Below are 26,292 nucleotides of genomic sequence, written 5' to 3' on the forward strand. Positions count from 1 at the left end.
CCGCGCACCCCTGTGCATAACTAGGAAAACCCGCGAAAACCCGAGCGTTTCGGCCGCGCGGCTCCGGTTCGGGAAACGCCGCCCCGGACTCCCTATATTAAGGGAGGTTCGAATCGGACTCATCCGCAGCCATGCGCTTCACGCCACAGTTCCTCGAAGAGCTGAAATCCCGGCTTTCGGTCTCGGAAGTCGTGGGCCGCCGCGTCAAGCTCATCCGCTCGGGCCGCGAGTACAAAGGCCTGTCGCCATTCAACAAGGAGAAAACGCCGTCCTTCTTCGTCAATGACCAGAAGGAAGCCTGGTTCGATTTCTCCTCGGGCAAGAACGGCTCGATCTTCGACTTCGTCATGATGACCGAGGGCGTCAGCTTTCCGGAAGCCGTCGAGCAACTGGCGCAGATGGCCGGTATGCCGCTGCCCAAGGTATCGGAGGACGATCAACGCCGCGATGCCAAGCGCAAGACGCTGCACGACGTCATGGAGATCGCGGCCAAGTTCTTCGAGACCACCTTGTCGTCGCGGTTAGGCGCCAAGGCGCGCGGCTATCTCGCCGATCGCGGGCTCGATGCCGCGACGCAGGTCAAATTCCGCCTCGGCTACGCGCCGAACGACCGTTACGCGCTGAAGGAGCACCTCGGCTCGCACGGCATTTCGACACAGGACATGGTCGAGGCCGGGCTGCTGATTGCCGGTGACGATATTCCGGTGCCGTTCGATCGCTTCCGCGATCGTGTGATGTTTCCGATTACCGACATCCGCGGCCGCATCATCGCTTTCGGCGGCCGCGCGCTCGAGAAAGACGTTCCGGCCAAGTATCTCAATTCGCCCGAGACGCCGCTCTTTCATAAAGGCCACACGCTCTACAACATCGCCGCCGCCCGTCAGGCCGCGCATGACGGCGCGCCGGTCGTCGTGGTCGAAGGCTATGTCGATGTCATCGCCATGGTGACGGCGGGTTATGCCGCCGCGGTGGCGCCGCTCGGCACCGCGTTGACCGAGGACCAGATCACGCTGCTGTGGAAGATGGCGGACGAGCCGATCCTGTGCTTTGACGGCGACAAGGCTGGCGTGCGCGCCGCTTATCGCGCGGTCGATCTGGCGATGCCGCGGTTGAAGCCCGGCAAGAGCCTCAGCTTCGCGCTGTTGCCGGAGGGGCAGGACCCGGATGACCTGCTGCGCTCGGCCGGCGCTGACGCCATCCGCGACGTCATCAATGCGGCCAAGCCTCTGGCGCAGATGCTGTGGGCCCGCGAGACCGAAGGCCATTCATTCGATACGCCGGAGCGCCGCGCCGCGCTGGAAGCGCGCATCAACGAAGTCACGCAGCAGATCGCCGATGAATCCGTGCGCAAATATTACCGGCAGGATTTCAACGACCGGCTCCGCGCCTTCTTTCAACCGGCGCAGAACCAGGGCTTTGCCGGGCGCAGCCAATTCGGCAACGGACAGCGTGGCCAATTTGGCCGGCAAAACGGCTCGTTCGGCGGGCAGGGCGGTCGTTCCGGTAAATGGCAGCCGCGTATCGTTGGCCAGCGAGGCGGCGGCCCCGGCGCCGCGAACGCGCCCTATGTCGTGCTCAGCCAGCAAATGGCGGGCAGCGCGGTCCATCGCGGTCATCGCACCGCGGTGCCGACCCGGGAAGCGCTGATCCTGCAGGCCACGATCAATTACCCTTGGCTGCTGCACGACCATCTGGAGGAACTCGTTTCGCTGGAGTTCCGCCATGGCGAAGCGGAAAAGCTCAAGGCCGCCCTGATCGACATCGCGGCCCATTCGGTGGACCACGGCGCCGGGCTCGAACCGGAGACTTTGCGGGCGGAGCTCGCCGGCCGCGGCCTGGCCGAGACGCTGGACCGGGTCTTTGCCTCGGTGACCACGGCTTCGGTCTGGGGCGTTCGGCCGGACGCGGCTCCGGACGATGTTTTGGTGACCTGGCAACAGCTTGTCGCCTTGCATCGGCAGTGGCATTCCCTACTTAAGGAGCTCAAGGACGCCGAAATGGCCCTGGGCCACGACGCCAGCGAGGCGAATTATTTGCGGCTCCGAGATGTCAAAGACCGGCTGTCCCGCATGGACGGCACCGAGGCCCTGATCGAGGGGTTCGGCGCTTCTTCCGGCCGGGGCGCCAAAACGCTCTGAAAGCTACTCTAGCGAACGCTCGAAATGAGCGGTTTTTCGAGCCTTTTGGCTTGACCGGAGCGACAGGCCGAGTCACGGACTAGGACGGGGACTTGGGGATAGACGGATACAGCCTTCGGGGAAGCCAGACCGTTTCCCGTTGGATTCATTCGGTTAATCGGGGCTTAAGCGGGCTCCGACGACACTGCGGTCTGATTCGGGCCCTGCCTTTTCCCTGGCGGCGGCCCTTTTTTGGCATCCGCGCCGGGGATGTCGGGTTTTAGAGTTAGTGGCTTAGCGCAGGCGGAGTACGCGATGGCTGGGAAGGTCCAGGAGAAACAGATGGCGACAAAAGCGAAGGCTACCCAGGCCAAGGACGAGGCGCCGGAAAAGGAAACCGAAGGCGCCCCCGATGCGCCGCTGCCGTTGCTCGACCTCTCCGATGCCGCCGTCAAGAAGATGATCAAGGCCGCCAAGAAGCGCGGCTACGTCACCTACGAACAGCTCAATGCGGTGATGCCGTCGGAGGAAGTCAACTCCGAGCAGATCGAGGACACGCTCGCGATGCTGTCCGAGATGGGCATCAACGTGGTCGAGACCGAAGAGGCTGACGAGGACGGCGAGAAGCCGGCTGACGAGGCCGACGACGATGACGACGAGGACACCGGCCGCGAGATGGTCGAGGTCAAGGGCAAGGCGCTCGCGACCGTCGAGAAGAAAGAACCGTCCGAACGCACCGACGATCCGGTGCGCATGTATCTGCGCGAGATGGGCTCGGTCGAGCTTTTGTCGCGCGAGGGCGAAATCGCCATCGCCAAGCGCATCGAGGCCGGCCGCGAGGCCATGATCTCGGGCCTGTGCGAAAGCCCGCTGACGTTCCAGGCCATCATCATCTGGCGCGACGAACTCGCCGAAGGCAAAGTCTTCCTGCGCGACATCATCGACCTCGAGGCGACCTATGCCGGTCCCGAGGCCAAGCAGATGCAGACGCCGGTCGGCCCCGACGGCAAGCCGATGAACGGCGGCGCCAACGGCGCGCCGCATCTGCAGGTCGTGCAGCCGGCCGCGGCGCCGACCGCGCCCGCCGGCGCGACACCGTTCAAGGAAGCCGGCGACGACGAGAAGGATCCCGCCGAGACCGCGGCGGAGGGCGATTACGACGACGACGACATGGAAGGCTCGATGTCGCTCGCCGCCATCGAGGCCGAGCTGAAGCCGAAGGTCGTCGAGACCTTCGACAACATCGCCGACCAGTTCAAGAAGCTGCGCCGCCTGCAGGAGCAGGACATCGAGAACCGGCTCAAGGCCGGCGTCGGCGCCTCGCTGTCGCCGAACCAGGAGCGCAAGTACAAGAAGCTCAAGGACGAGATCATCGGCCACGTGAAGTCGCTGCGCCTCAACCAGGCGCGTATCGACTCGCTGGTCGAGCAGCTCTATTCGATCAACAAGTCGCTGGTGTCGAACGAAGGCCGCCTGATGCGGCTCGCCGAATCCTACGGCGTCGCCCGCGACGACTTCCTGAAGAACTACATCGGCTCGGAGCTCGATCCGCGCTGGCTCAACCGCATTTCCAAGCTGTCGGCCAAGGGCTGGAAGAAGTTCACCGCCGACGAGAAGGACAAGATCAAGGACATCCGCTCGCTGGTCCATGATCTCGCCGCGCAGACCGGCGTCGAGATCGGCGAATTCCGCAAGATCGTGCAGATGGTGCAGAAGGGCGAGCGCGAAGCCCGCCAGGCCAAGAAGGAGATGGTGGAAGCCAACCTCCGTCTCGTCATCTCGATCGCCAAGAAATACACCAACCGCGGCCTGCAGTTCCTCGACCTGATCCAGGAAGGCAATATCGGCCTGATGAAGGCGGTCGACAAGTTCGAGTACCGCCGCGGCTACAAGTTCTCGACCTACGCGACGTGGTGGATCCGCCAGGCGATCACGCGTTCGATCGCCGACCAGGCGCGCACCATCCGCATTCCGGTGCACATGATCGAGACGATCAACAAGATCGTGCGCACCTCGCGCCAGATGCTCAACGAAATCGGCCGCGAGCCGACGCCGGAAGAGCTCGCCGAGAAGCTCGGCATGCCGCTGGAGAAGGTCCGCAAGGTTCTCAAGATCGCCAAGGAGCCGCTGTCGCTCGAAACCCCGATCGGTGACGAGGAAGACAGCCATCTCGGCGATTTCATCGAGGACAAGAACGCGGTGCTGCCGATCGACGCCGCGATCCAGTCCAATCTGCGCGAGACCACGACGCGCGTGCTCGCTTCGCTGACGCCGCGCGAGGAGCGCGTGCTGCGCATGCGCTTCGGCATCGGCATGAACACCGATCACACGCTGGAAGAAGTCGGCCAGCAGTTCTCGGTGACGCGCGAACGTATCCGCCAGATCGAGGCCAAAGCGCTGCGCAAGCTCAAGCACCCGAGCCGCTCGCGCAAGCTGCGCAGCTTCCTCGATAACTAACCTCACCGGTCATCCCCGCGAAAGCGGGGACCCAGCTCTGAATCAAAGCGGCGGGCCTGAGGCCCGCCGTTTTTCTTATTGCTCTCGCCGCCATGGCGGGCTTTTCTCCGTCGCCGGACCGAGATCGAGGAATCACCCCCATGCCCGACGACAACCGTAATGGCGATTTGGCGCCGACCGGCCATCTCACCGTGCGCATCAGCGCCATGCCGGCCGACACCAACGCCAATGGCGACATCTTCGGCGGCTGGGTGCTGTCGCGCATGGACCAGGCCGGCGGCATTGCCGCCATCGAGCGCGCCCACGGCCGCGTCGTCACCATCGCGGTCGACGCCATGAAGTTCATCCGCCCGGTCAAGGTCGGCGACGTGCTCGAGGTCTACACCCATGTCGACTCGATCGGCCGCACCTCGATGAAGATCCATGTCGAGGCCTGGGCCCGCCGCTTCCAGACGCGCCACCACGAGAAGGTCACCGACGCGCATTTCACCTTCGTCGCCATCGACGACAACGGCCGGCCGCGGCCGATCCCGCCGTCCTGAGGCCGGCGCGCGGCGCGAATCGAAAACGGCGGGCCATGATGCCCGCCGTTGTTTTTTGCTGTGCCGTTTGTCCGGGCGCGCTGCGGCGCGCTACTTCACCTTGGCGCTGCCGCCGACGCTGGCGCCGGTCGTGGCGCGGCTGTGGCCGGCCTTGACGTCGGCATCGCTGTTCACCGCGGCGCCGGTCGTGGTGTGGCCGGGCGCATAGCCGGAAGCGCCGGTCGTGCCCTTCACCGAACCCTTTTCCTGCATCTTATGACCGGGCGCATAACCGGACGCGCCGGTGGTGCCCTTCACTGAACCCTTCTGTTGCATGTCGAGGCCCGGGGTCTGCGCCTGTGCGGCGAAACTCGAACCGGCGAGAAGCGCGACCGCGGTGGCCGTAGCGAGCAAGCTCTTCATGGTGTCACTCCTGTCATTCGCCCCGTCGGTCAATCCGCGCCGCTGCCACACGTTCCTCAAGTTCCATGCGAAACCTCCGGCGCGCGACGTGGTTGTCTTTGAGACACCCCGAACAACAGGAGATGAACCATGGCCGCAGCGCTATCGGGCAAACGTATTCTCATTCTCGCCACCAACGGCTTCGAACAATCGGAACTCGAAGTGCCGCGCGACCGTCTCAAGGCGGCCGGCGCCGAGGTGGACGTCGTCTCGCCGGAGGCCGGCGAGATCAAGGGCTGGGACAAGAAGGACTGGGGCCGCGCCGTGAAGGTGGATCGCCCGCTCAAGGAGGCCAAGGCCGCCGATTACGACGCCATCGTGCTGCCGGGCGGCCAGATGAATCCCGATCTGCTGCGCGTCAACGCCGACGCGCTCAAGCTGATCAAGGCGTTCTATGACGCCGGCAAGACGGTGGCGGCGGTGTGCCACGCGCCGTGGCTGCTGATCGAGACCGGCATCGCCAAGGGCAAGAAGATGACGTCCTATTCCTCGATCAAGACCGACGTTATCAACGCCGGCGCCAAGTGGGAGGACAGCGAGGTCGTCACCGACAACGGCGTCATCACCTCGCGCAATCCCGGCGACCTCGAGGCCTTCTCGAAGAAGATCATCGAGGAAGTCCGCGAGGGCAAGCACCAGCGCCAGGCGGCCTAGCCGCTTCGCCGCGACTCGCGCGCTCTACGGATCCCGGGCGCGCTGCAGCATCGAATGTTGCAGCGCGCCCGGGCCCGGCGCGCCCCGGGCCTTGGCATGCGCGCAACGCGAGCTATGCTCGGAACCCGCGACGCCTCGCGTCCGTTATCGCCCGGGAGACTTCAGCGATGTCAGAGAACCACGTTTTCAGCGGCAACGACCTCACCGACGACGACGTCGCGCTGATGTGCGACATCGGCGAATATTCGCACGACGAGGCCAAGCCCGAGCGGCGCGCGCGCGTCGCCTCGCTGATCGCGCGCGATTACGTCACCTGTTCGCATCAGGACATGGCGGCGCTCGGCGCCAAGTTCATGCTGACCGGCAAGGGCCAGGACACCCTGTCCGCAAGGGGCGCTTCGCTGAACGAGGCGTAACGCGGCGCTACCGGACAGCAGGTTGCTGCAGCGCAAGATCATAATATTAGAATCAGTCGATAACTCACCGTTCTGCCGAACGGGCGCCTCGCCTTCTTGCATCCCCATGATGTTTTTGGGAAGTTCGAGTTGTTCCCAAAAAAGAATACTACGTGGGGTGGCGGGGATATGAAAAGGCTAGACTACTACAAGGATGCAAAATTTCTTAAGGACGAGCCAGCGTCCAAAGACGAATTTGAAACGGGCGCCCACGCGAGGGTCGCCAAAACGCTCGTCGACTTAATTACGACGGGGGACGGCGGCCGAGCGATCGGAATCGAGGGAACGTGGGGTAGTGGAAAATCTACGATCGTAGATTTGGCTCGTGAGCATTTTGCCGCGTGGAACGATACCCACCAACAGAAACATGCAATCTTCGTCTTTGACGCGTGGGCTCACCAAGGAGACCCGATGCGTCGGGTATTTCTAGATTCACTAATTGCTGAACTCTCAGGCAAAGTTGTCTCTGAAAAAAAATGGGCTACAAAACTTGAATCACTGCGTTCCATTAAGAAGAAAGTAACAGAAAGGAGGTCGGAGAATCTTAGCTGGGTTGCAAAGATATCTCTGTTTGTCTTGCCGCTATTGCCGCTCGCATACCTCGGCATCTCTGAATGGATAAAGCCAGGAGCAACTCCAGTTACGTTGCCAATTGTCGGCGAGGTGTCGAGAGGGCTCATAGCTACGGCTGCAGCGGCAATAATATTTTCTCCTTATTTGGCGGCGCTCATAACTTTGATCTCCCGGATCGGCAACGAAGAAATGAAAGGGCGGAGCATAGTCGTCGCCTTCAATAGACAAACTGATGAAGTCACCACCGAGCAGCTTATTCGTGAAGATGAGGCTACAACCCTTGAATTCAACGCGGTTTTTGATGAGCTAATCGAGGACGCAAGTAAGCGCGGTAGTAGGATTGTGTTGGTTTTGGACAATCTGGACAGGCTCGCGAATGATCAAATCAGAGATATGTGGGCAACGATGCGAAATCTCTTCGCGTCGACGCACGGGACAGAGCGAAAAGAGCTTTTGAAAAATGTTTGGCTCATAGTACCGATTGATCGTCAACACATAGAGGCGGTGTTTTCTGATGGCGACCACGGGATAGATGAGCGTAGGACGCGAGGTTTTGTAGAAAAAACGTTTGAGATACTGTTGCGCGTTCCCCCGCCTTTGCTCTCAAATTGGCGCGAGTTTTTTTCGCAGCAGCTATTAGCTGCATTCTCAGACAAGATTGATCCCAATACCGTCTATCGGATCTTTCGGCTGTATGAATTGCATCATTTGGTTCATCCACGTCCAATTACGCCCCGTGCGATAAAATCGCATATTAACAAGGTGGTGGCCCAGGCAAAACTGTCTGGCGACACGATCCCGCTTGAATATCAATCGCTCTATGTCCTCTACAAAGACGAGATAGCGGAAGACATCAGAAAGCTGCAAAACTCTTCGCTTTTGGACCAGCAAATTCTTGCGACAGTAGCGACTGCTGATTGGACGAAATATCTGGCGGCAGCGCATTTCAATGTGGCTCCCGAAGCTGCGCTTGAGCTGCTTCTTTCAAAGGAAATTGAGGCGGTGCTGTTGGCTGGCGACGTTGATCGTCTGGCTGATCTTTCAAAGACGCATGGCTTTTCGTCGGTGCTCCATGACGTAGTTGCGACGAACGTTTACAAATGGGCTTCAGAAGCCCCAGGAGTGTTTTTTGATGTCGCTGCTACCCTTGACGCGGTTGGGCTGGCGGATGTTGCGTCGAGCCATATTTGGCAAGACTTTGCCGAGGCTGTGGCATCGATTGTTGCCCCCTTCGTGCCTAATGAAAGATCACCAGTCGGTGTTTCGAGTGTGGTTCGTCATGCGGCCGATGGAAGGAGGGCGACCATTGCCAGACTGGTAATGAATTGCTTAACGAGGAGTCGTGATAGCCTGAAAGAAGGCGTTGTAGAAATCGCGAAAGCTGGCGATTTGTGGTTTTCAATGGTCGATGCATTGCTCGAAGCGGCGAACGGCATCAATCAAAAAGATTTTGAATATCTATCTACCGATATTCAGTTGTATGATCGAGTGGAGTTCATTTTCAGTGTTACGAGGCGTCTGTCTAAATCACAGAAGTTGAGTTTGGCGAATTTTAAAACGAACTTAGCGCCAAATGATATTGCAAATGGAATAGTAAGTATGGTGACGGCGGTGGAGCCGCCGACGGATATTCGAGAGATTGTGCTTGCGTTTATCCAAGTGCCAAGGCTAGCAAACTGGCAAATTGTTATTTCTGCGATCAAGCAGAGGCTTGCTACAGATAACCCAAAGCTCAATTCATCGGGTGCGCTAAGGCTTATTGAAGTGCTTAGCGATCTCGCCTTGGATCTGAATGAAGCCGGAAATGCTCTGAATGAGCTTGGTAGTGACGGTAGCCTCCAAGGGTTGATCCAACTAGGTCGTGGCGACAATCATGCGGCATTGATAGCCCGCGTAATAGACAAGCTTATCGATTTAAAGTCAGACAATTGGACTGGGCCGAATGAGCACCCGCATTATGGTCAACTGGCTCAGACTAATTTGTTTTTGTCCACTCTTTTGGAAAATCCTAATTCGGAGCCGGACGTCATTTCGGCGCTTTCCAATATTACGTTTGATTTAAATGGATTTGACCAGACGCTTGATCTGGCATTGCCGGTGGATAAAAAACGGGAAGTATTTCGCGAGATGTTTCGAAGGATGGCGCGGCGGGCGACGTTCGATGATGTCAATCTCGCGCAAATCGCGTGGAATTATCCAAGAGTGGCCGCTATCCTTGGGGACGAAGGGATGGCGTCCTTTTTTGATGTGATTGAGAAGATTAATTTCGATAGCGCGATCGCCGGCGACAAATGGAAGCTAGTGAGGCCGGAGTTTCTAACCGCTCTTAGGGCGCGTAAGTCGACAAAACAAACCGACCTTGTGCGAGTTCTTCAGTTGGGGTTGGAGACGTTGACTGGAGCGCGATGGTTAGAAGTGTTGAAAAGCAAGTCAAATGAATTCAACCTCTTGGCTGCGCTAATTGAATCGAACGAAATTCACCCATTGGCTACTGCCTTTTATGACGGCTTATTGGGGGTGACGGCCGAAGTCGTTAACGGGGCAAAGGTTATTGGCGAGCGGGTGCCTATATGGAAAAATCTTCCGCGTGTGCTTTCTGAATCTCTCCGTCCATATTTCTATAAGAGTGTTCGAGATGAGCTTCTAAGCAAGCAGCCTAAGGCCGATGTTATCGAATATTTGCTGGACCTCTTGGGGGTAGAGTTTCTGGGTCTGGCGGAACTCGGCGAAAGAAGTAACAATACTATTATACGGACGCTTATAGATCCGTTGTTGGCGTCAGGCGGAGAGGGTGCCCTGCGATGTGTAGAGCAAAACGTTTCGAGCTTCGCAGCGGTCATTTCACGGGCGGACGAGAACGACGTCGACTTTGTTGTAGGTCGCCTTTCGGAATTACTCAAAGGTGCGAATGAGAGCAAACGGGATCAGCTCAAGAAGATTGCGGAGTCATTCGGCCTGTCTGATAAAATATCAGGGGGAGACGGCGCCGAATAACCGACTTATGAGTTGATGTTCTAGACTATTATCCTAGGCCTATCTACGTTAACCCCCCGCCTGGCCCAGGCAGTGGCCCTCCTGCTCACGCTCGGCCAATGTCGCGCCTGCGGGCGGGCGCGTAACCCCGTCGTGGGAAATCGCGCCGCGTCAGGCCTCGCGAAACGCTGATAGATCCGATCAAGATTCGTGATCTCTCGGCCCCGGCAAATCATGCTAGGCAGGCCGCCTCCCTGTTCGTTTGTCGCGTTTTCCTGGCGCGAGCCGGCTCCCGCTTCGCTTGAAAACGCCCCCGGAAAGGCCTTTCCCCGACCATGTCCGAAACCGTCTCGTCTGTCGCCGCCGGCCGTGAATTCCTCGCCATTCCGGGCCCGACCGTCATTCCCGATGCCGTGCTCCAGGCGATGCACCGCCCGGCCATGGATATCTACGCCGGGCCGATGGTCGATCTCACCGACACGCTGCTGCGCGATCTGAAGCGCGTCTTCGCCACCTCCGGCCGCTGCTACATGTACGCCGCCAACGGCCACGGCGCCTGGGAAGCCGCGCTCACCAACGTGCTGTCGCGCGGCGACAAGGTGCTGGTGCTGGAGAGCGGGCGCTTCGCCATCGGCTGGGGCGAGGCCGCCAAGATGCTGGGCGCCGAGGTCGAGATCCTGCCCGGCGATTTCCGCCGGGCCGTGCAGCCCGACCAGGTCGAGGCGCGGCTGCGCAAGGACACCAAGGGCGAGATCAAGGCCATCCTGGTGGCGCAGATCGACACCGCGTCCGGCGTCATCAACGACATCAAGGCGATCGGCGAGGCGATCCGCGCCGCGGGCCATGACGCGCTGTTCTGCGTCGATACGGTGGCTTCGCTCGGCTGCGTGCCGTTCGAGATGGACAAGTGGGGCGTCGATGTCGCGATGTCCGGCTCGCAGAAGGGCCTGATGACGCCGCCCGGCCTCGGCTTCACCGCCGCCGCGCCGCGGGCGCTGGAGGCGCACAAGAAAGCCAACATGCGCACGCCCTATTGGGACTGGACCTTCCGCGACGGGCCGGTGCACTACCACAAATATTGCGGCACGCCGCCGGAGCAGTTGCTGTTCGGCCTGCGTGCCGCCTTCGATCTGATGTTCAGCGAAGGCGAGGCCAATGTGTTCGCGCGGCATCGCGCGCTCGCCGAAGCGACGCGCCGCGCCGTGGCGGTGTGGTCGGAAGGCCAGACCTTCGATTTCAACGTCACCGAGGCGAGCGAGCGTTGCGACACGGTGACGCCGGTCATCACCCGCGGCGGCGAGAGCGCGCAGGCGCTGGTCGATTACTGCAGCGTCAAATGCGGCGTCGTGCTCGGCCGCGCGCTGGGCAAGACCGAGGGCCGCGGCTTCCGCATCGCCCATATGGGCCACGTCAACGCGCCGATGCTGCTCGGCACGCTGAGCGCCGTGGAAATGGGCCTCAAGGCGCTGCGCCTGCCGCACGGTTCCGGCGGCGCCGCCGCGGCGATCGACTATCTGGCGGGTGCCGTGCCGGCCTGAGCTCCATGTCCTTCGCCGCGCTCCCGTTCTCCGTTCGTCCCCGCGAAAGCGGGGACCCGGTTTTTGAACAAGATGGGTTCCCGCTTGCGCGGGAACGAACGGGTGTGCATGGGTTACGGCCATGAAAAAACACCTCGCCGCGGCTGCCCTTCTCCTCACCTCGCTGTTCGCTTCATCGGCCCAGGCGGCCAAGTGCGGCGGCGATTTCCACGTCTTCGTGTCGCAGATCGGCCGCGAGGCGCAGGCTGCCGGCGTGTCGGCCGCGGTGGTCAATCAGGCGCTCGGCGGCGTCAGCATCGATCCTGAGGTGCTCGCCTTCGACAAGCGCCAGCGTTACACCTTCCGCAAGAGCTTCGAGGAATACGCCCGCACCCGCGTCATTCCCGCCCGCATCAAGCGCGCCTCGGCGCTGATGCAGCGGCACGCGCAGTTGCTGTCGCGCATCGAGCGGCAGTTCGGCGTGCCCAAGGAAATCCTGATGGCGGTGTGGACGCTGGAGACCGACAACGGCGGCGGCGACATGGGCAAGCTGCCGGTGGTGCGCACGCTGGCGACCTTGGCGCATGACTGCCGGCGCACCGAGCTGTTCCAGGGCGAGCTGATCGCGGCGCTGCAGATCGTCAATCGCGGCGACCTGCCGCTGTCGGACCTCAAGGGCGCCTTCGCCGGCGAGATCGGCCAGACCCAGTTCCTGCCCTCGAGCTACATCAAGTACGGCGTCGATTACGACGGCAACGGCCATGTCGACCTGCGCCATTCGGTGCCGGACGTGCTGGCCTCGACGGCCAACCTGCTGCGCGTCAACGGCTGGCGCACCGGGCAGCCGTTCGGCGAGGGTTCGGAGAATTTCCAGGTGATGCGCGAGTGGAACCGGTCGGAGATCTACCGCAAGACCATCGTGCTGTTCGCCGAGAAGCTGGGCGCCAATCCGAACTAGCGCATGATCCCGAAAAGCGGGAACCGGTTTTCGGGCAGGATCTTGCGCGATAAATCTAGCGGGCGCGCACCGGCACGGCGACCGGGGTACCGCCGCCGGGCCCGCGGCGGCGTTCATGACCGAGGGTCATGATTGCGGCGCCCATGGCAACACTGCCGAACGTCACCCCCAACCCAAATAGCAACAGCACGAAGGCCGCGACGCCGCTGCGGTCGGCGAGAATGAGGTCGCGTAGATGCGCCGGATTGAGCCACATCAGTCCAGCGACCATGACGATCGCGGCAACAATGCCGATTGCGAGATTGATCGCCAGCAGACGGAGCAGGGGAAGGCGGCGCAGCATTTTCATGCGCGACAGATTACGCGCATGGCCGCGCCGCGACAATCGCGCCCTGACGTCATTGTTTCATATCAGTCACGCGCACCCGTCTTTGGATACCTTCACGGTTCAACCAATTCCACCCGGCGGTTGAGCGCGCGACCCTCTTCGGTGGCGTTGGAGCCGACCGGCGCCAGGAAACCGAGGCCCGCGGTCTTCATCCTCCCGCGCGCGATCTTGTAGCTCGTCGCCAGCGCAGCAGCGACTGCCTCGGCGCGCTGGCGGGATAATGTCATGTTGTGATCGTAACTGCCCTGGTTGTCGGTATGGCCGACGATGTAGACGTTGAGCGTGGGCTGGCTGTTGAGCAGCTTGGCCATCTCGCCCAGAGTCGGCGCGCTCTCCGCCTTGAGCGTCGCCTTGTCGGTGTCGAAGTAGATGCCATAGAGCGCGATGTGGCCCTTGTCGCCGAGGCCCTTGGCCATCGCGGCCGCATCGACCATCTTGTTGTCCATGGCGCCCACCACGGCGACGATGAGTTGCGCTGTGATGGCGTCGTTGTTCTTGCTGGTCAGCACCGTCGCGTAAGTATCTACATTTCCGTCGCGCTTGTGAGCGGCGACGTAGCGGAAGTCGAAGCCGTCGATCCACATCGCCGGGATCGGCAGCACGTCGATGTTCTCCGTGAAGGGGATGCCGCCGCAATCGTCGGTATTGCAGGCGAGCAGCGGCTCGAAGCCGGCCTTGCTCAACTGGTTTTCGAAATTGCGCGACACTTCGAGGATCGAGGGCCCCGGCCCAGTGCGGTAGGCGATGCGGGTGACTCGGCCTTCGACCGTGCGGGCGTCGGTCGCCTTGCCGTCCTTGAACGGCGCGGTCTGCAGTTTCACCGCGTCAAAGTCTTTCGTCTGATAGCCGGTGATGATGCTGCCGCCGAAGCGGCCGATGCCTGGATAATCACGGGCGCCGGCGACGTCACGGTCTTGGGCGCGGGCGAAGTTTGTAAAAAGGAGGGGTAGAACGACGGCGGCGGCGAAGGTAAGCGGTCGGGCGGCAATGCGGCGCATGGCGGAGCCTCGCGGTTCAAACGGACCGACCCATTGAACCGCTAAATCCGCGCGCCCGATGTGATAGCCATCATGTGATGGCCGTCATTTGACGTTCATGGCTTTCTTCGGCTTAGCGCCGACCCGCACGATTGATTTAATAGCCAGCGGAGTGCGGCCCGACTTCTCGGCGATGTCGCGGTCCTGCTCGATCAGGAAGCCGAGCGCCGGCTCGTCCTTTTCGAGGCCCGCGAGGAGTTCGGCCGGCACGCGGCGGTTGGAGCGCTGCGAGCCGTCTTCATATTGAACGTCGAACAGGACGAACTCGCCTTTCGGATTAGTGCCAGGTTTCTTGGCCATGGGTCGTTCCTCAACTGTCAGCGCCGCCGCGGCCTGATTATAGCCTGCGTGGTCCCGGGTCGATTCGGGGTGGCAAAGGCGCCAGATTTCGGATGGAGCGGCCAAATCTTCAGCCGCGCGGGTATTAGCTATGCACTTGTGGCCTAGATCCAAGGCAGCGGAAAGCCCCGGATTAGTTAATTTATCGCTAAATAGCGCCGGAAGCGGCGTAGTTTCCAACGAAAGTCGACGATCCACCGCCATATGCTTCCAACCTGCTCAATTTGCTGAATGCTAGTGCATGCGTAAATCGCATGCGTCGCATGTTGCAGTGCACCTAGCTCAATATTCACCGCGGACTATATTGCGTTGCAACAAGGTTTTGATGCTCTGCACCATGAATGGAGCGGAGCTGGATTAGGAGCTGAATGTTATGTCCTACACCCCGTCTGCCGTCGAAGCGGCGTTCACCGCCACCTACGCCCCGGCCAAGGCGACCCGGAAGCGCGGCCTCGTGGCTCGCATGCTCGACACACTGATGGCCGCCCGTATGCGTCAGGCCGAGCGTGACGTTGCGCGGTACTTCTCCGAGACCGGCGGCAAGTTCACCGACGAAGCGGAGCGCGAAATCGAGCGTCGCTTCCTTTCTTCATCGTCGCGCCTGTAAGCCCGGGATCAAGAACGATGACTGTTGCCAATCTAAAGCTTGCAGATGGGTCGCCCGATGTGGCGCCCCTCGCGCAAACGGGCCATAAGTTCGCTCATTATGTCTCGATGCTGTGCGAGGTCCTTTCCGAGGCGCTACAGCAGACGCAGGAAGTTCGCCGCAAGTATCCTTTCGCGGACGTCTAAAACTCCGTGACTGTCAATTGTAATGCCGGATGGGCCCAGCCCGTCCGGCATTTTTTATGACATGACGCGGTCGGAAGCCGGGGGCGGATCAGACGTTTCGCCAGTGCTCATGGTCGTCACCGGCGTGCTCGCGGCCATGCCAAAGCCGACCTTCTCGTCCGCCGCGGCCGAGGACTGCACCTTGGTGCGATAGAACACATACGCCGCCAGGAGCGCATGTGTCGCCGATGTAAAGAGGAAGAGGGCGCGCGGATCGACTGCGCCCATGATGGCTGACGCGATCAGTGGTCCAATGACGGCGCCGGCGGCATTGGCGAGCAGGATCGTTGCGGCGGTCGGCACCGTTTCGCTGGCCGGCGTCCGGTCGTAAGCATGTGCGGCAGCCAGCGAATAGGTCGGCAGCGCGAGCGCGCCAAACAGCAGCCCGAACAGAATCAGGATGCTGCCACTTGCCGCCGTCAGCCACAGCAGGAAGCCGACCACCGACGCGCCGTTGAGCAGCGCGAGCAGCACCATGCGCCGATCGACGCGGTCGGACAGGCGTCCGACGGGCCACTGACTGACGGCGCCCGCCAGCGTGGCGGCGCTCATGAACATCGCGACATGAGCGACGTCGAGGCCGCTGCCGGCCGCGGAAATCGCGCCCAGGCTCCAAAATGAGCCGCTGACCATGCCGATCATCGAACTCGCAACCAGCCCTACCGGCGCGGCGCGATAGAGTTGTACCGGCCGAAAGCGGACGACCTTGATTGGCGCTGGCTGCGCGGACCGCGTCAGCGCCACCGGAATGATGCCGATTGCGCCGAGGATCGCGGCTATCATGAAGTTTCCCGCGGCGTCGATCGGGTACAGCGTCACCAGTGACTGCCCGACGGTGAAGGCACCGTAGTTCACGACAACGTAAGTCGACATCACCAAGCCGCGCGTCTCATTATTGGTGCGGCTGTTGAGCCAGCTTTCCACCACCAAGTAGATGCCCGCCAACGAGAAGCCGTTGATCAACCGCAGAGCCGCCCAGGCGTAAGGGTACGGCGCGAGTTCGTAGGCGAGCGACGCAGTCACGGCGAGCGCCACCAACGCTGCGAAGGCGCGGATGTGACCGGAGCTCTGCACCACGAAGGGCGCCAGGACACAGCCGGCGACAAAGCCGACATAATAAGACGAGCCGATGAGGCCGAGGGCGAAGGCGCTGAAGTGTTCCGCAGTGCCACGCAGCGGCAGCAGCGTGAACAACATGCCGTTGCCGGCCAGCAGAAATCCGATACCGAGCAGAAGCGATGCGATCGGACGCAGACTTTTCCGCATTCGGCGCAACGCCTCCGGAACCCGCCTGAACTGGCGCGCCCGCACGTTTCGCGCGGCGGTCAGGAAACCGGAATTAGCCGGATTTGCGGATTCCGCCAACCACAAAAGCGCTGGCCTGACGCCGAATTCAGTCTTGCGGCTTCTGGGTCCGATAACCGCCCCACGCCAAGACGACGGCGAAAACAGCGAAAGCCACGACGATACCCACGGTAATGGCAAGTGAATCTGCCGGCATGAACAGGCCCCCGGTTCCATTTCTCACGAAATTAGGCAAATCCGGCCATTTTCATTTTGATCTGCGTCAATGACGGGGTCCTTTGCAGCGGATTCCGGCCACAAAGTCGCCCCACTCCGCCGCCACAAGGCGGTCACCCCAACAACCACGGAGACGAGATCATGCGCGGCGTTTGCCACCGATTTTCGTTTGCACTGCTCCTGGTCGCCGCCTTCTCGACTTCGTCGGCGCTAGCCCAATCCCGCAGCAAGAACATCGATGGCAATGGCAATGGTCTCGACGCATTGATCGCCAAGCATGCCGCGGCGCATAACGTGCCCGAGGCGCTGGTGCGCCGTGTGATCCATCGCGAAAGTCGCGGCAATCCGCGCGTCATCAGCAAGGGCAATTATGGGTTGATGCAGATCCGTCTCGGCACTGCGCGCGCGTTGGGTTATCGCGGCACCGCCGCGGGCCTGCTCGATGCCGACACCAACATGACATACGCGGTGAAGTATCTCGCCGGCGCCTACCAGGCGGCCGGAGGCAATCTCGACCGCGCCGTTCGCTACTATGCTGGCGGCTATTACTATGTCGCCAAGCGCAAGGGCATGCCGATGCCGACGGCGGAGACCGCCGCGGCCCTGTCTCCTGGCAAGGAGGCGGCGATCGCGGCCAATGCCGAGGCGACCGCGAGCCAGAGCACGGCCGAAGCGACCATGGGTCAGGCCGTGGCCGACGAGGACGAGACCGGACCCAGCGAAGTCAGTGCCGACCGCGTCGACACTGGTGATGCGGCCGTAGTCAGCTCGCACTGATGCGAAGGCGGCGCTCGCGCCGCCTTCTTCTTCTAATCAAGGATTCGACGCTCGTGTGGCCCGCCGCTAACGCGCCGCGACGGCGCGATTGGCGGCCGTCGGCTTATTGGCCGCCGCTGCGGCCCCGGAACGGCCGAGGCTGCTGAAGATCGCGGCGATCAAACTGAATGGCGGCGGCACCTGCGGGGCCGCGGCCTGCGGCGCCGGCGGTGGAGTCTTCTTGTGGCGAGCCCGGCGTTGCGGCACGCGCATTTTGGGCTTGGCCGGTGGCAGCACCGTCTCGCGAGTCTCGACCGCGGGCACCGTCGACGGCAGCGCTATGTCCGGCTCCGGCACACGCGAATCCCGCACGCCGCTGACCGGCGGTCTTTCCTCCAATGGCGCGACTGGCAGCTCCGTCGATGACGCTTCGCCGATATCGATCGGGATGGTTGCACCCGACGTGTCGGTGATCGAGCCGGTGACATCCTCGGAAGACGTGGAATGGCTGCCGGATTGCAAACCCGCGACCGCTTCCTCTTGATTGGCCGGCGCGACAGCGGCCGCAGCGTCATCCGCCGGCAGCGCGGCCTCAGGCAGGCGAACAGGATCGCTGCGCAGGCTGCGCAGTCGCTCCAGTTCATCGGCGCGGCGCAGCGCCGCCTGGATCATGAATTGCCGCCATTCCGGATGCTGGCCAGGGTCCATCATGGCGCCGCGCGCCACTGTGTCCTGACGACCGAGGAGCAAATGCGTGCCACCCGGCGGGAGGAGCGCCAGGGCCAGAATTGAAATGGCGAGAGATACGCCGCCCACTGAAATGATTCGAAAGATCGGCAGCATCACCTGTGAATAACTGAGTCGGCAAAAACGCCATAGCCTTGCGACTCATATTTTCGCGTGACGCGAAACGGCGACGTTACACGCAAAAAGAGTCGTGCCGTCCGATGGTCGGCCATTGGCAAAGCGGCCGCCGCGCCACGCCGCTCGCTCGGCAGCGACAGCCCGCGCTGGGCGATTGCATGAGGGGGCCTCGCCTTGTTACATGAGACGCTTGCCGCCGCGTCCTTCTCCCGACTGTGCTTCCTGGCTTGCCGGTGGCAATGGGCCCGTAGCTCAATGGTTAGAGCCGACCGCTCATAACGGTCTGGTTGCAGGTTCGAGTCCTGCCGGGCCCACCACGCGTTCCCAGCGGCGTGAAAGCGCCGTCACAACACGGGCGCGGTTCAGGGTGGCGTGCGGGCCAGCACAGCTTCTAGTATTTTTGCGCCGCGATCGCCCTTGTGAGCCCGGTCCCACTGGTCGTTGATGATATCCTTGAACATGCGCACTGCCTCGGGCGCCGACGTGACCATGGCGATGCCGGCGGAGATGTTGGGAAGATCGCCGAGACGATAGGGACTCATGGTGACGAATGTCGCGTCCTGCTTTTCGAACACCTGAAATGTCTGTTCGGGCGCAAAATTCTCGACGACACCGATCTGCACGCCGATGGGCTGCTTCCTGAAAATCTCCACGAGGCGTTCGATCTCGCGGCGCGCAAGCGCGCGTCGGGCGCGCATTTCGCTGGCACTCAAGTCGTAACGTCCGATCAGTCCCGAGCGCAGGAAGCGCTCAATCGACTGGCTGTTGACGATGCTCACGACCGGCGGCCGCCGACCCAATCCTCCGCCGCGCCGCTCCTTCAGGATATTGAGAACGCGCTCGACGTAATCGGCAAAGTCCGCGTGATCAAGCCGCCGCGGTCCCGCCGACTCCAGCAGCATCTTGCGCAGATGGCCGATATATTCGTCGGACAGCAGCAGGAACGAGATCGGCGTGAAATTGCCGAGAATCTGGACGACGTTCTCTTCAAGTTGCCGCATGCGCTCGAAGAAGGCGACAGCGTTGCTATAATATTCGACGCCGACGCCCATCAAAGACGGCAGCGAAACCTCCAGCAGATCCGCCAGTTTTTCCAGCGTTTCAATTTTTACCAACTCGCCTTTTTCAAGCCGATAGAGCGCGGCCCGGGAGACGCCGATGCGCTCCGCCATGTCACTGGCGGTGTAGTTCTTGCCGAGCCGATAGGCGCGCAGGCGGTTTCCGATTTCTTCCCAGTGAGCTGGCATCCGTCGAGCGCCTTGCCGAAATCGTCTAAGTTTTGATACAATCCGTATCCCGGCACCTGTAGAGGCCGGAAAATCCGACGATATCAGAATCTCATAAATTTCAATATTGGGCGGCGCATGACCAGGCAAGGCTTCCGTATTGAGCAGGACACGCTCGGCGTCCGCGAGCTTCCAACGGGGGCGCTCCACGGCTCCCAGACCGATCGGGCGATCGAGAACTTTCGCATTTCCGGCCGGACGCTGGCCGAGTGGCCGGACTTCATCGCCGCCTTCGCGTCGGTCAAGGAAGCTTGTGCGTTTGCGAACCACGCTCTGGGAAAGCTTCCGGATAGTAAGTACCGCGCGATCGTCATGGCCTGCGGTGAGATCAGGTCAGGTCAACATCGCGATGCGTTCGCGGTCGATGTCTTTCAGGGCGGCGCGGGTACGTCCACCAACATGAACGTCAACGAGGTAATTGCGAATGTCGCGCTGAGGCATCTGGGGCGACCTCCAGGGTCCTATGATGGCCTTCACCCCATCAATGATGTGAACATGTCGCAGTCGACCAACGATGTTTATCCAACGGCTGTTCGGCTCGCCGCGATCAAGGCCAGCGTCGCACTGACCGCCGAACTCGCGCGGCTGGTGTCAGCGTTCCAGCGCAAGGGGCAGGCTTTTCAGGCGATCGCCAAACTGGGACGGACGCAATTGCAGGACGCTGTGCCGATGACGCTCGGCCAAGAGTTTATGGCGTTCGCGGTGACCTTGGCCGAAGATGCGAGAAAACTGCCAGAAGTGGCGGCGAATTTCACCGAGGTCAGCCTGGGCGGCACGGCGATCGGAACCGGTCTCAATGCTCCTGAAGGCTATGCGGAGATCGCGGTAAGGCGGCTGTCCGATCAGACGGGCATTCCGTTCGTTCGGTCGCAGAATCTCATCGAAGCGACGTGGGACATGGGTGCCTTCGTCCTCTACTCGGGGATGCTCAAGCGCACGGCCTCGAAGTTGTCGAAGATCGCCAATGACCTACGCCTGCTGTCGAGCGGGCCGAAGGGAGGTCTCGGCGAGATCAGACTGCCAGCGCGTCAGCCCGGCTCATCGATCATGCCGTCGAAGGTCAATCCGGTGATCCCTGAGGTGGTCAATCAGGTCTGCTTCCACGTAACCGGCAACGACATCACGATCACGCTGGCAGCGGAAGCCGGGCAACTGCAGCTCAACGCGATGATGCCGGTACTGGCACTCAAACTCTTTGAGTCGATCGAATACATGACGACCGCGATCAGGACGTTCACGGATCTCTGTGTCGAGGGCATCGAGGCTGACGTCGAGAACTGTGGGCGCGCGCTGAGCTCGGGTGTGTCGCGAGCAACGTCACTGGTCCCGAGCATCGGATACGAAGCGGCGGCGGCGGTTGCCAAACTGCTCGACGAGGGTGAAACCTTCGAAGCGGCTCTGGAAAAGGTGCAAAAATCGCTCTCGCCGCAGCAATCTCAGGCGTGAGATGCTTATAAAATACCAGCTTGACTCTCACTTCCCGGATGTCTCAATAATGATACTTTGGTAATGCGTCCGCTCAGGCGGCCGATAAACAGGGGTAGGTGGCATGTCTGCTGTAACGACGGAAGTAACTGACGCGTCCCAAGAAAGTTACGCCAGGAAAGCGCTGATCGGCTCAACGATTGGCTACGCGATGGACGGCTTCGACCTGTTGATCCTCGGCTTCATGCTTTCGGCCATCGCTGCGGAACTGCATTTCACGCCGGCGCAATCGGGTTCGCTCGTCACATGGACGCTTGTCGGCGCGGTTGCGGGCGGCGTTATTTTTGGAATGTTGAGCGACTACTTCGGCCGTGTCCGCGTTCTGACCTGGACTATCCTGGTTTTCGCCGTGTTCACCGGCGCCTGTGCCTTCGCGCACGGCTACTGGGATTTGCTGATCTACCGCACCATCGCGGGCCTCGGCCTCGGCGGTGAATTCGGTATCGGCATGGCACTGGTGGCCGAAGCCTGGCCGGCTTCCAAGCGCGCGCGAGTGTCGTCCTATGTCGGTCTCGGATGGCAGGCGGGCGTGCTGCTGGCCGCCGTTGTGACGCCAATACTGCTGCCGCTAATCGGCTGGCGCGGGATGTTCATGGTAGGCGTTCTGCCGGCCGTGGCCGCCTTCGTCGTGCGCTATGCCATCGGCGAGCCGCCCATCTTCGTGGAGAAGGCTGCGAAGCGTCAGGGCAACCCGCTTGCCTTGTTGGTGAAGGATGTGCAGACCACGAAAATCAGCGTTGGCATGTTCATCCTCTGCTCGGTGCAGAACTTCGGTTACTACGGCGTCATGATCTGGCTGCCGTCGTATTTGTCGACGCGATTCGGCTACACGCTGACCCGTTCGGCCGTGTGGACCGGCGTCACGATCCTCGGCATGGCCTTTGGCATCTGGCTTTTCGGCCAACTCGCCGACAAATACGGCCGTCGCCCGATCTTCTTCCTTTATCAAGCCGGTGCCGCGATCTCGGTCGTGATTTACTCGCAACTCGTCGACCCGATGCATCTCCTGATCGGTGGCGCGATCATGGGTCTTTTCGTCAACGGCATGCTGGGGGGCTACGGCGCCTTGATGTCGGAGTTGTATCCGACCGAGGCGCGGGCGACCGCGCAGAACGTGCTTTTCAACCTGGGCCGCGCCGTCGGCGGCTTCGGTCCGCTCGTTGTCGGAACGCTCGCCGCGCAGTATTCCTTCGCCCTTGCGATCGCGCTGTTGTCGGTGCTCTACGTCGTCGACATTCTGGCGACGGCGTTTCTGATTCCTGAGAGAAAGGGCGCGCCGCTCACTTGAGCGACGCGGTCCGCGCAAAGCAAAAGAGAGGAGCGAAAGCTCCTCTCTTTTTTATTCACTCGCGTTGAGGGATAATAAATCAATTCAGGTCGGAGGCGGCGATCTCGTTGAGCAGCCCGAGCCGTTCATCGCTGGACATTGAATTGAATCTGACCGCGCTGTCGGCGAGGGCGACCAGCCGCTTATGAGCTTCGTCGGCGATGTCTAACGTCAGCGGCGATTCCTCATAGGCTTCCACGAAGCGACCAACGAGGACGGCTAGCAGCGAGTACAGCGCGTACTGATCGCGATGCTTGGACCCGGCCTCCAGAACCTTCTGCTGGAACTCCTTGTAGGTGCGCAAGCCCTTGTGCTGCGACTTCAGCCATAGCGCTAATTCGTCCACGTGCCTTATCTCCGGTTAGTCCCGATCCTGTCGGTGAAATGAAGAAAGAACAAGTCTATCAGAAAGATATGAATAAAAAATGGAAATTTTGTTCCCTGATATCCATATTAGATTGCAAAATGAATGGCTTGTCGTCGTCTCAAAAATGAGATAAACGGAAATTTCGCGGAGATTTCAAAGGGATTCGGACCATGCTGAGTGCACCTCCCGTGGAGGCCGAGACCGTGGAAGTGGCGCCGATCGAAGCTTCTCCGGCTTTTGACGTGGCCGACACCCAAGCGCTCGTGATGTCGAACACCGCGGTGAACGGCGAGTATTTCCATTTGACGCTCGCCGCCGCCGGGCTGGCCATGAATGCGAAGGCCGGGCAGTTCTTCAATATCGCGTGCCCGGCGACAGACAAGGATCTGCCCTATTTACGTCGGCCGATGAGCGTGTACCGCGTGGTGCCGAGCAAGGGCGAGATCGAGTTCCTGTACAAGGTCACGGGGGCCGGCACGCGCGGGCTTGCGACATTGCGCGCGGGCGACAGCACGGCGGTCCTTGGACCGCTCGGCAACGGTTTCGAGCTCAATCCGCGCTGGAAAAACATCGTCGTCGTCGGCCGCGGCGTCGGCCTTGCGACGTTGGCGCCGCTAGCGGAGATGGCCGCCGAGCGCGGGATCAAGGTGACCGCAATTCTCAGCGCGCGTTCGCGCGGGCTGGTGATGTCGGTTGAACGCTTTGCTGCATCCGGTGCTCGGGTCGAGGTCGTGACCGACGAGGACGGCTCGAGCGATCCCGACAATGTCGAACGTATGCTGCTCAGGCTGATCGAAAAGGAGGGCGCCGACGCCTTCTTCACCTGCGGATCCAACCGGCTGATGCTGCTGCTCAAGCGGGTCGGCGCGACGTTCCAGATACAAGGGCAGGTGGCCATGGAACAGCAGATGGCCTGTGGTCTGGGGATGTGTTTCTGCTGCGTGCGCAATTTCAGTGCGCCGAATGGGACTGAACAGCGGAGGGTTTGCGTCGACGGACCCGTGTTTCCGCTTTCGGAGGCGCTGTCATGGTAGATCTTCGCGTCAAGATCGGGCGAATGACGTTGCGTAACCCGGTGATGCCGGCGTCCGGCACCTTCTCGGAAGGGCTGGCGCGCGTGTTCTCGTTCGACCACCTCGGTGCTGTCGTAACCAAGACGATCACGGCGGAACGGCGCGGCGGCAATCCGACGCCCCGCGTCGCAGAAGTCGGGCAGGGCATGCTGAATTCCATCGGCATTCCGTCCAAGGGCGTCATTAATTTTATCGACCACATCATGCCGGAATACGCCGCTTGTTCGGCGCCGCTGGTGGTCAGTGTTTCGGCGCCGACAGCCGAAGCGTTCGCCGACATCGTTCGCCAACTCAACGTTCCCGGCATTGCCGCCATCGAGGCGAATATTTCTTGTCCGAATATTGAGGAGGATGGAAAGGCATTCGCGATGCGCGCGAAATCGACGGCCGTGGTGGTCGACCAGCTTCGTAAAGCGACGACGTTGCCGCTCTGGGTCAAGCTCACGCCGAACACCGGTGATGTCGGCGCCGTCGCCCAGGCCGCGCAGGACAACGGCGCCGATGCGTTGGTCGTCGCCAACACGATCCTCGCGATGTCGATCGATACCGAGACGTTCCGACCGCGCCTGGGCAGCATCATGGGCGGCTATTCGGGCCCGGCAATCAAGCCGATCGTGCTGCGCATGGTCTATCAGTGCGCGCAGGCCGTCGATATTCCGATCATCGGATGCGGCGGCATCGCCGCCACCGAGGACGCCGTGGAGTACATGCTGGCCGGCGCCGCGGCAGTGCAGGTCGGCACCGCCACCTTCGTCAAACCCAATGCCATGCTCGATGTCGTCGACGGGCTAACCCGGTTCTGCCAGCGCAAGGGCATCGCCAAGGTGAGCGACCTGACGGGCGCGGTGCTGGATCGCGGTATGACGGTCGATCAACTGGAGGCGTTGCCGTGAACGCGCCCGTGGCCGTTCGCCGTGAGACGAGCGCCGCGGAGTGGCGCGCGCTAGCCAGTAAGCTTTTCGATGAACTCGCCGCGCGAACGCGCTCGACGGCTAATGGTGAACGCGGCATCACCCGGGAGTGCTATGCGGAAGGTGAAGAAGCGGCGCTGGCTCTCGTGCGCGAGGTCGCGCAGGAGCATGGCCTGACCTCCACCGTCGATCGCGCGGCAAACCTGATCGTGTCGCTGCCTGGCGACGATCTGACGAAGCCCGCGCTCATTCTCGGTTCGCATGTGGATTCGGTGCCGCAGGGCGGCAATTTCGACGGCGGCGCCGGCGTCATCGCCGGGCTGCTGTGCCTTGTGCGGCTCGCCGGCGAACAGCGTCCGCCTGGCCGCCCGGTGCGGCTGTTGGCGCTGCGCGGCGAGGAAAGCGCCTATTACGGCCGCGCCAATATCGGATCGCGCGCGTTGTTCGGCCTGCTGACGCCGGCCGATCTCGATGCGCGCCGCCGTGGCACGGGCCGCACCTTGCGCGAAGCCTTTGCCACCACGGACGCTGATGTGAAGGCGATCGAACAGGGCGTGCCTTTGATGCCTCGCGGTTTCGCTGACGCTTATCTTGAACTGCACATTGAGCAGGGGCCGGTGATGATCGCCCGCGACCTGCCAACCGCGATCGTCACCGGCATCAGGGGCAATCTGCGCCATCGACGTCTGGTCTGCCGCGGCGAGGCCGGCCATTCGGGCACGGTGCCCCGCTGGCTGCGCAAGGACGCCGTATTCGCGGTGTCCGATCTGTTGATGCGGCTCGACGAACATTGGAATCGTTTGCTCGAGCGCGGCATCGATCTGGTGATGACGACCGGCATCTGCAACACGGACGGCGATCACCAGGCGATCAGCCGCATTCCGGGCGAGGTGTATTTCAGCTTCGAGGTGCGCAGCCAGAGCTACGACACGCTGGAAGGCGTCTATGAGCTGTTCCGTTCGGAGTGCCGGGCGGTGTCCGATCTGCGCCGCGTCAAGTTCGAGTTCGACGAACGCGTCTACGCCGAGCCGGCGAAGATGGACGAGGCGATCATTGCTCGTTTAAGCAGGCTGTCGCAGCAACTCGGCTATCCTACCGAATTGATCCCGAGCGGTGCCGGACACGACGCGGCGGTGTTCGCCAATGCCGGCATTCCGTCCGCCATGATCTTCGTCCGCAACCGCAACGGTTCGCACAACCCGGACGAGGACATGACGATCGACGATTTCATGCGTGGCGTAGAACTGATGTACGCCTACGCCTCGGCGGGCGGCGGCGCGTGACCGCCGGCCGCCCTTGCGCCCGGCCATGGCGCGTCGATAGGCGGTGATTATATGAGCGCTGGTTCGGTTCCGTCGTTACGACGGTATTCGAGGTCTGGCCGCGCGCCCGGGGCGCGCCGGGAGCTAGAAAGTCACGT

General features: G+C 61.6%; 23 protein-coding genes and 1 tRNA gene. 16 read left to right on the forward strand and 8 right to left on the reverse strand.

Going from position 1 to position 26,292, the window contains the following annotated elements:
• Window positions 1-131: 131 nt before the first annotated feature.
• The 3 genes from dnaG to ASD45_RS01305 all read left to right on the forward strand — a co-directional run bounded on the left by dnaG (window position 132) and on the right by ASD45_RS01305 (window position 5,116).
• Window positions 132-2,138, forward strand: coding sequence for a DNA primase (gene dnaG / locus ASD45_RS01295; protein ID WP_056909827.1), 2,007 nt, complete (start codon window positions 132-134; stop codon window positions 2,136-2,138).
• A 321-nt stretch (window positions 2,139-2,459) separates the two neighbouring features.
• Window positions 2,460-4,574, forward strand: coding sequence for an RNA polymerase sigma factor RpoD (gene rpoD, locus ASD45_RS01300; RefSeq protein WP_056909828.1), 2,115 nt, complete (start codon window positions 2,460-2,462; stop codon window positions 4,572-4,574).
• Window positions 4,575-4,714: 140 nt separating this feature from the next.
• Window positions 4,715-5,116 (forward strand): acyl-CoA thioesterase, encoded by a 402-nt coding sequence (locus ASD45_RS01305; RefSeq protein WP_056909829.1) that lies wholly within the window; start codon window positions 4,715-4,717, stop codon window positions 5,114-5,116.
• A gap of 90 nt (window positions 5,117-5,206) precedes the next feature.
• Here ASD45_RS01305 and ASD45_RS01310 read toward each other — a convergent pair whose 3' ends face one another.
• Complete coding sequence (locus ASD45_RS01310; RefSeq protein ID WP_244485149.1) at window positions 5,207-5,518, reverse strand: hypothetical protein; 312 nt, start codon at window positions 5,516-5,518, stop codon at window positions 5,207-5,209.
• 129 nt (window positions 5,519-5,647) lie between these two features.
• Between ASD45_RS01310 and ASD45_RS01315 the strand changes: the two genes are divergently transcribed.
• From ASD45_RS01315 to ASD45_RS01335, 5 genes are all read left to right on the forward strand, one after another.
• Window positions 5,648-6,211 carry a type 1 glutamine amidotransferase domain-containing protein gene (locus ASD45_RS01315; RefSeq protein ID WP_056909830.1) on the forward strand — a complete coding sequence of 188 codons (564 nt, stop codon included), beginning with the start codon at window positions 5,648-5,650 and terminating at the stop codon, window positions 6,209-6,211.
• A gap of 167 nt (window positions 6,212-6,378) precedes the next feature.
• The gene (locus ASD45_RS01320; RefSeq protein WP_056909831.1) at window positions 6,379-6,627 is read left to right on the forward strand and encodes a hypothetical protein; all 249 of its coding nucleotides are present in this window, start codon (window positions 6,379-6,381) and stop codon (window positions 6,625-6,627) included.
• A gap of 168 nt (window positions 6,628-6,795) precedes the next feature.
• Window positions 6,796-10,233 carry a P-loop NTPase fold protein gene (locus ASD45_RS01325; RefSeq protein WP_056909832.1) on the forward strand — a complete coding sequence of 1,146 codons (3,438 nt, stop codon included), beginning with the start codon at window positions 6,796-6,798 and terminating at the stop codon, window positions 10,231-10,233.
• Window positions 10,234-10,547: 314 nt separating this feature from the next.
• Entirely contained in the window at window positions 10,548-11,750 is a 1,203-nt protein-coding gene (locus ASD45_RS01330) for an aminotransferase class V-fold PLP-dependent enzyme (RefSeq protein WP_056909833.1), read from the forward strand.
• A 121-nt stretch (window positions 11,751-11,871) separates the two neighbouring features.
• Window positions 11,872-12,687 carry a lytic murein transglycosylase gene (locus tag ASD45_RS01335; RefSeq protein WP_056909834.1) on the forward strand — a complete coding sequence of 272 codons (816 nt, stop codon included), beginning with the start codon at window positions 11,872-11,874 and terminating at the stop codon, window positions 12,685-12,687.
• A gap of 55 nt (window positions 12,688-12,742) precedes the next feature.
• On the opposite strand, the gene ASD45_RS01340 is transcribed toward ASD45_RS01335, so the two are convergent.
• From ASD45_RS01340 to ASD45_RS01350, 3 genes are all read right to left on the reverse strand, one after another.
• Window positions 12,743-13,030, reverse strand: a complete 288-nt coding sequence (locus tag ASD45_RS01340) for a hypothetical protein (protein ID WP_244485151.1) — start codon at window positions 13,028-13,030, stop codon at window positions 12,743-12,745.
• 98 nt (window positions 13,031-13,128) lie between these two features.
• The gene (locus tag ASD45_RS01345) at window positions 13,129-14,073 is read right to left on the reverse strand and encodes an OmpA family protein (RefSeq protein ID WP_056909835.1); all 945 of its coding nucleotides are present in this window, start codon (window positions 14,071-14,073) and stop codon (window positions 13,129-13,131) included.
• Between the two features lie 84 nt (window positions 14,074-14,157).
• Window positions 14,158-14,412 (reverse strand): hypothetical protein, encoded by a 255-nt coding sequence (locus tag ASD45_RS01350; RefSeq protein WP_056909836.1) that lies wholly within the window; start codon window positions 14,410-14,412, stop codon window positions 14,158-14,160.
• A gap of 412 nt (window positions 14,413-14,824) precedes the next feature.
• Between ASD45_RS01350 and ASD45_RS01355 the strand changes: the two genes are divergently transcribed.
• The gene (locus ASD45_RS01355) at window positions 14,825-15,058 is read left to right on the forward strand and encodes a hypothetical protein (RefSeq protein ID WP_056909837.1); all 234 of its coding nucleotides are present in this window, start codon (window positions 14,825-14,827) and stop codon (window positions 15,056-15,058) included.
• 239 nt (window positions 15,059-15,297) lie between these two features.
• Here the strand turns inward: ASD45_RS01355 and ASD45_RS01360 are convergent, their stop codons facing one another.
• Window positions 15,298-16,548, reverse strand: a complete 1,251-nt coding sequence (locus ASD45_RS01360) for an MFS transporter (protein ID WP_056909838.1) — start codon at window positions 16,546-16,548, stop codon at window positions 15,298-15,300.
• Between the two features lie 396 nt (window positions 16,549-16,944).
• On the opposite strand from ASD45_RS01360, the gene ASD45_RS22870 reads away from it, so the two are divergent.
• A complete protein-coding gene (locus tag ASD45_RS22870; RefSeq protein ID WP_082540579.1) occupies window positions 16,945-17,580 on the forward strand; it encodes a lytic transglycosylase domain-containing protein in 636 nt (211 codons plus the stop codon).
• Between the two features lie 66 nt (window positions 17,581-17,646).
• On the opposite strand, the gene ASD45_RS01370 is transcribed toward ASD45_RS22870, so the two are convergent.
• A complete protein-coding gene (locus ASD45_RS01370) occupies window positions 17,647-18,375 on the reverse strand; it encodes a hypothetical protein (RefSeq protein WP_156380667.1) in 729 nt (242 codons plus the stop codon).
• Between the two features lie 289 nt (window positions 18,376-18,664).
• On the opposite strand from ASD45_RS01370, the gene ASD45_RS01375 reads away from it, so the two are divergent.
• A tRNA-Ile gene (locus tag ASD45_RS01375) sits at window positions 18,665-18,740 on the forward strand.
• Window positions 18,741-18,785: 45 nt separating this feature from the next.
• On the opposite strand, the gene ASD45_RS01380 is transcribed toward ASD45_RS01375, so the two are convergent.
• Window positions 18,786-19,799: a helix-turn-helix transcriptional regulator gene (locus tag ASD45_RS01380; protein WP_244485153.1), complete on the reverse strand. Its 1,014-nt coding sequence runs from the start codon at window positions 19,797-19,799 to the stop codon at window positions 18,786-18,788.
• On the opposite strand from ASD45_RS01380, the gene ASD45_RS01385 reads away from it, so the two are divergent.
• On the forward strand, window positions 19,788-21,155 hold the full coding sequence (locus tag ASD45_RS01385; protein ID WP_056909841.1) for an aspartate ammonia-lyase: 1,368 nt from the start codon (window positions 19,788-19,790) through the stop codon (window positions 21,153-21,155). The genes ASD45_RS01380 and ASD45_RS01385 overlap by 12 nt on opposite strands.
• A 103-nt stretch (window positions 21,156-21,258) precedes the next feature.
• Window positions 21,259-22,482: an MFS transporter gene (locus ASD45_RS01390; RefSeq protein ID WP_056909842.1), complete on the forward strand. Its 1,224-nt coding sequence runs from the start codon at window positions 21,259-21,261 to the stop codon at window positions 22,480-22,482.
• A gap of 79 nt (window positions 22,483-22,561) precedes the next feature.
• Here ASD45_RS01390 and ASD45_RS01395 read toward each other — a convergent pair whose 3' ends face one another.
• Window positions 22,562-22,867, reverse strand: a complete 306-nt coding sequence (locus ASD45_RS01395) for a hypothetical protein (RefSeq protein ID WP_056909843.1) — start codon at window positions 22,865-22,867, stop codon at window positions 22,562-22,564.
• 191 nt (window positions 22,868-23,058) lie between these two features.
• Between ASD45_RS01395 and ASD45_RS01400 the strand changes: the two genes are divergently transcribed.
• Genes ASD45_RS01400 through ASD45_RS01410 form a run of 3 tightly spaced genes read left to right on the forward strand, consistent with a single transcriptional unit; the run spans window position 23,059 to window position 26,155 of the window.
• On the forward strand, window positions 23,059-23,922 hold the full coding sequence (locus tag ASD45_RS01400) for a dihydroorotate dehydrogenase electron transfer subunit (RefSeq protein ID WP_082540580.1): 864 nt from the start codon (window positions 23,059-23,061) through the stop codon (window positions 23,920-23,922).
• Window positions 23,916-24,854 (forward strand): dihydroorotate dehydrogenase, encoded by a 939-nt coding sequence (locus ASD45_RS01405; RefSeq protein WP_056909844.1) that lies wholly within the window; start codon window positions 23,916-23,918, stop codon window positions 24,852-24,854. Before ASD45_RS01400 ends, ASD45_RS01405 begins: the two co-directional genes overlap by 7 nt.
• Window positions 24,851-26,155, forward strand: coding sequence for a hydantoinase/carbamoylase family amidase (locus ASD45_RS01410; protein WP_082540581.1), 1,305 nt, complete (start codon window positions 24,851-24,853; stop codon window positions 26,153-26,155). The genes ASD45_RS01405 and ASD45_RS01410 overlap by 4 nt, the downstream gene beginning before the upstream one ends.
• The last annotated feature ends 137 nt before the right edge of the window (window positions 26,156-26,292 follow it).

The organism is Pseudolabrys sp. Root1462 (genome assembly GCF_001426945.1).
Taxonomy (GTDB): domain Bacteria; phylum Pseudomonadota; class Alphaproteobacteria; order Rhizobiales; family Xanthobacteraceae; genus Pseudolabrys.

What these genes read in the sequence shown, in the direction of transcription:
- ASD45_RS01360 (WP_056909838.1), bottom strand. Translation starts at nt 16,548, where the DNA reads ATGCGGAAAAGTCTGCGTCCGATCGCATCGCTTCTGCTCGGTATCGGA.
- ASD45_RS01340 (WP_244485151.1), bottom strand. Translation starts at nt 13,030, where the DNA reads ATGCTGCGCCGCCTTCCCCTGCTCCGTCTGCTGGCGATCAATCTCGCA.
- dnaG (WP_056909827.1), top strand. Translation starts at nt 132, where the DNA reads ATGCGCTTCACGCCACAGTTCCTCGAAGAGCTGAAATCCCGGCTTTCG.
- ASD45_RS01330 (WP_056909833.1), top strand. Translation starts at nt 10,548, where the DNA reads ATGTCCGAAACCGTCTCGTCTGTCGCCGCCGGCCGTGAATTCCTCGCC.
- rpoD (WP_056909828.1), top strand. Translation starts at nt 2,460, where the DNA reads ATGGCGACAAAAGCGAAGGCTACCCAGGCCAAGGACGAGGCGCCGGAA.
- ASD45_RS01385 (WP_056909841.1), top strand. Translation starts at nt 19,788, where the DNA reads ATGACCAGGCAAGGCTTCCGTATTGAGCAGGACACGCTCGGCGTCCGC.
- ASD45_RS22870 (WP_082540579.1), top strand. Translation starts at nt 16,945, where the DNA reads ATGCGCGGCGTTTGCCACCGATTTTCGTTTGCACTGCTCCTGGTCGCC.
- ASD45_RS01400 (WP_082540580.1), top strand. Translation starts at nt 23,059, where the DNA reads ATGCTGAGTGCACCTCCCGTGGAGGCCGAGACCGTGGAAGTGGCGCCG.
- ASD45_RS01325 (WP_056909832.1), top strand. Translation starts at nt 6,796, where the DNA reads ATGAAAAGGCTAGACTACTACAAGGATGCAAAATTTCTTAAGGACGAG.
- ASD45_RS01310 (WP_244485149.1), bottom strand. Translation starts at nt 5,518, where the DNA reads ATGAAGAGCTTGCTCGCTACGGCCACCGCGGTCGCGCTTCTCGCCGGT.
- ASD45_RS01405 (WP_056909844.1), top strand. Translation starts at nt 23,916, where the DNA reads ATGGTAGATCTTCGCGTCAAGATCGGGCGAATGACGTTGCGTAACCCG.
- ASD45_RS01320 (WP_056909831.1), top strand. Translation starts at nt 6,379, where the DNA reads ATGTCAGAGAACCACGTTTTCAGCGGCAACGACCTCACCGACGACGAC.
- ASD45_RS01335 (WP_056909834.1), top strand. Translation starts at nt 11,872, where the DNA reads ATGAAAAAACACCTCGCCGCGGCTGCCCTTCTCCTCACCTCGCTGTTC.
- ASD45_RS01345 (WP_056909835.1), bottom strand. Translation starts at nt 14,073, where the DNA reads ATGCGCCGCATTGCCGCCCGACCGCTTACCTTCGCCGCCGCCGTCGTT.
- ASD45_RS01355 (WP_056909837.1), top strand. Translation starts at nt 14,825, where the DNA reads ATGTCCTACACCCCGTCTGCCGTCGAAGCGGCGTTCACCGCCACCTAC.
- ASD45_RS01390 (WP_056909842.1), top strand. Translation starts at nt 21,259, where the DNA reads ATGTCTGCTGTAACGACGGAAGTAACTGACGCGTCCCAAGAAAGTTAC.
- ASD45_RS01315 (WP_056909830.1), top strand. Translation starts at nt 5,648, where the DNA reads ATGGCCGCAGCGCTATCGGGCAAACGTATTCTCATTCTCGCCACCAAC.
- ASD45_RS01350 (WP_056909836.1), bottom strand. Translation starts at nt 14,412, where the DNA reads ATGGCCAAGAAACCTGGCACTAATCCGAAAGGCGAGTTCGTCCTGTTC.
- ASD45_RS01305 (WP_056909829.1), top strand. Translation starts at nt 4,715, where the DNA reads ATGCCCGACGACAACCGTAATGGCGATTTGGCGCCGACCGGCCATCTC.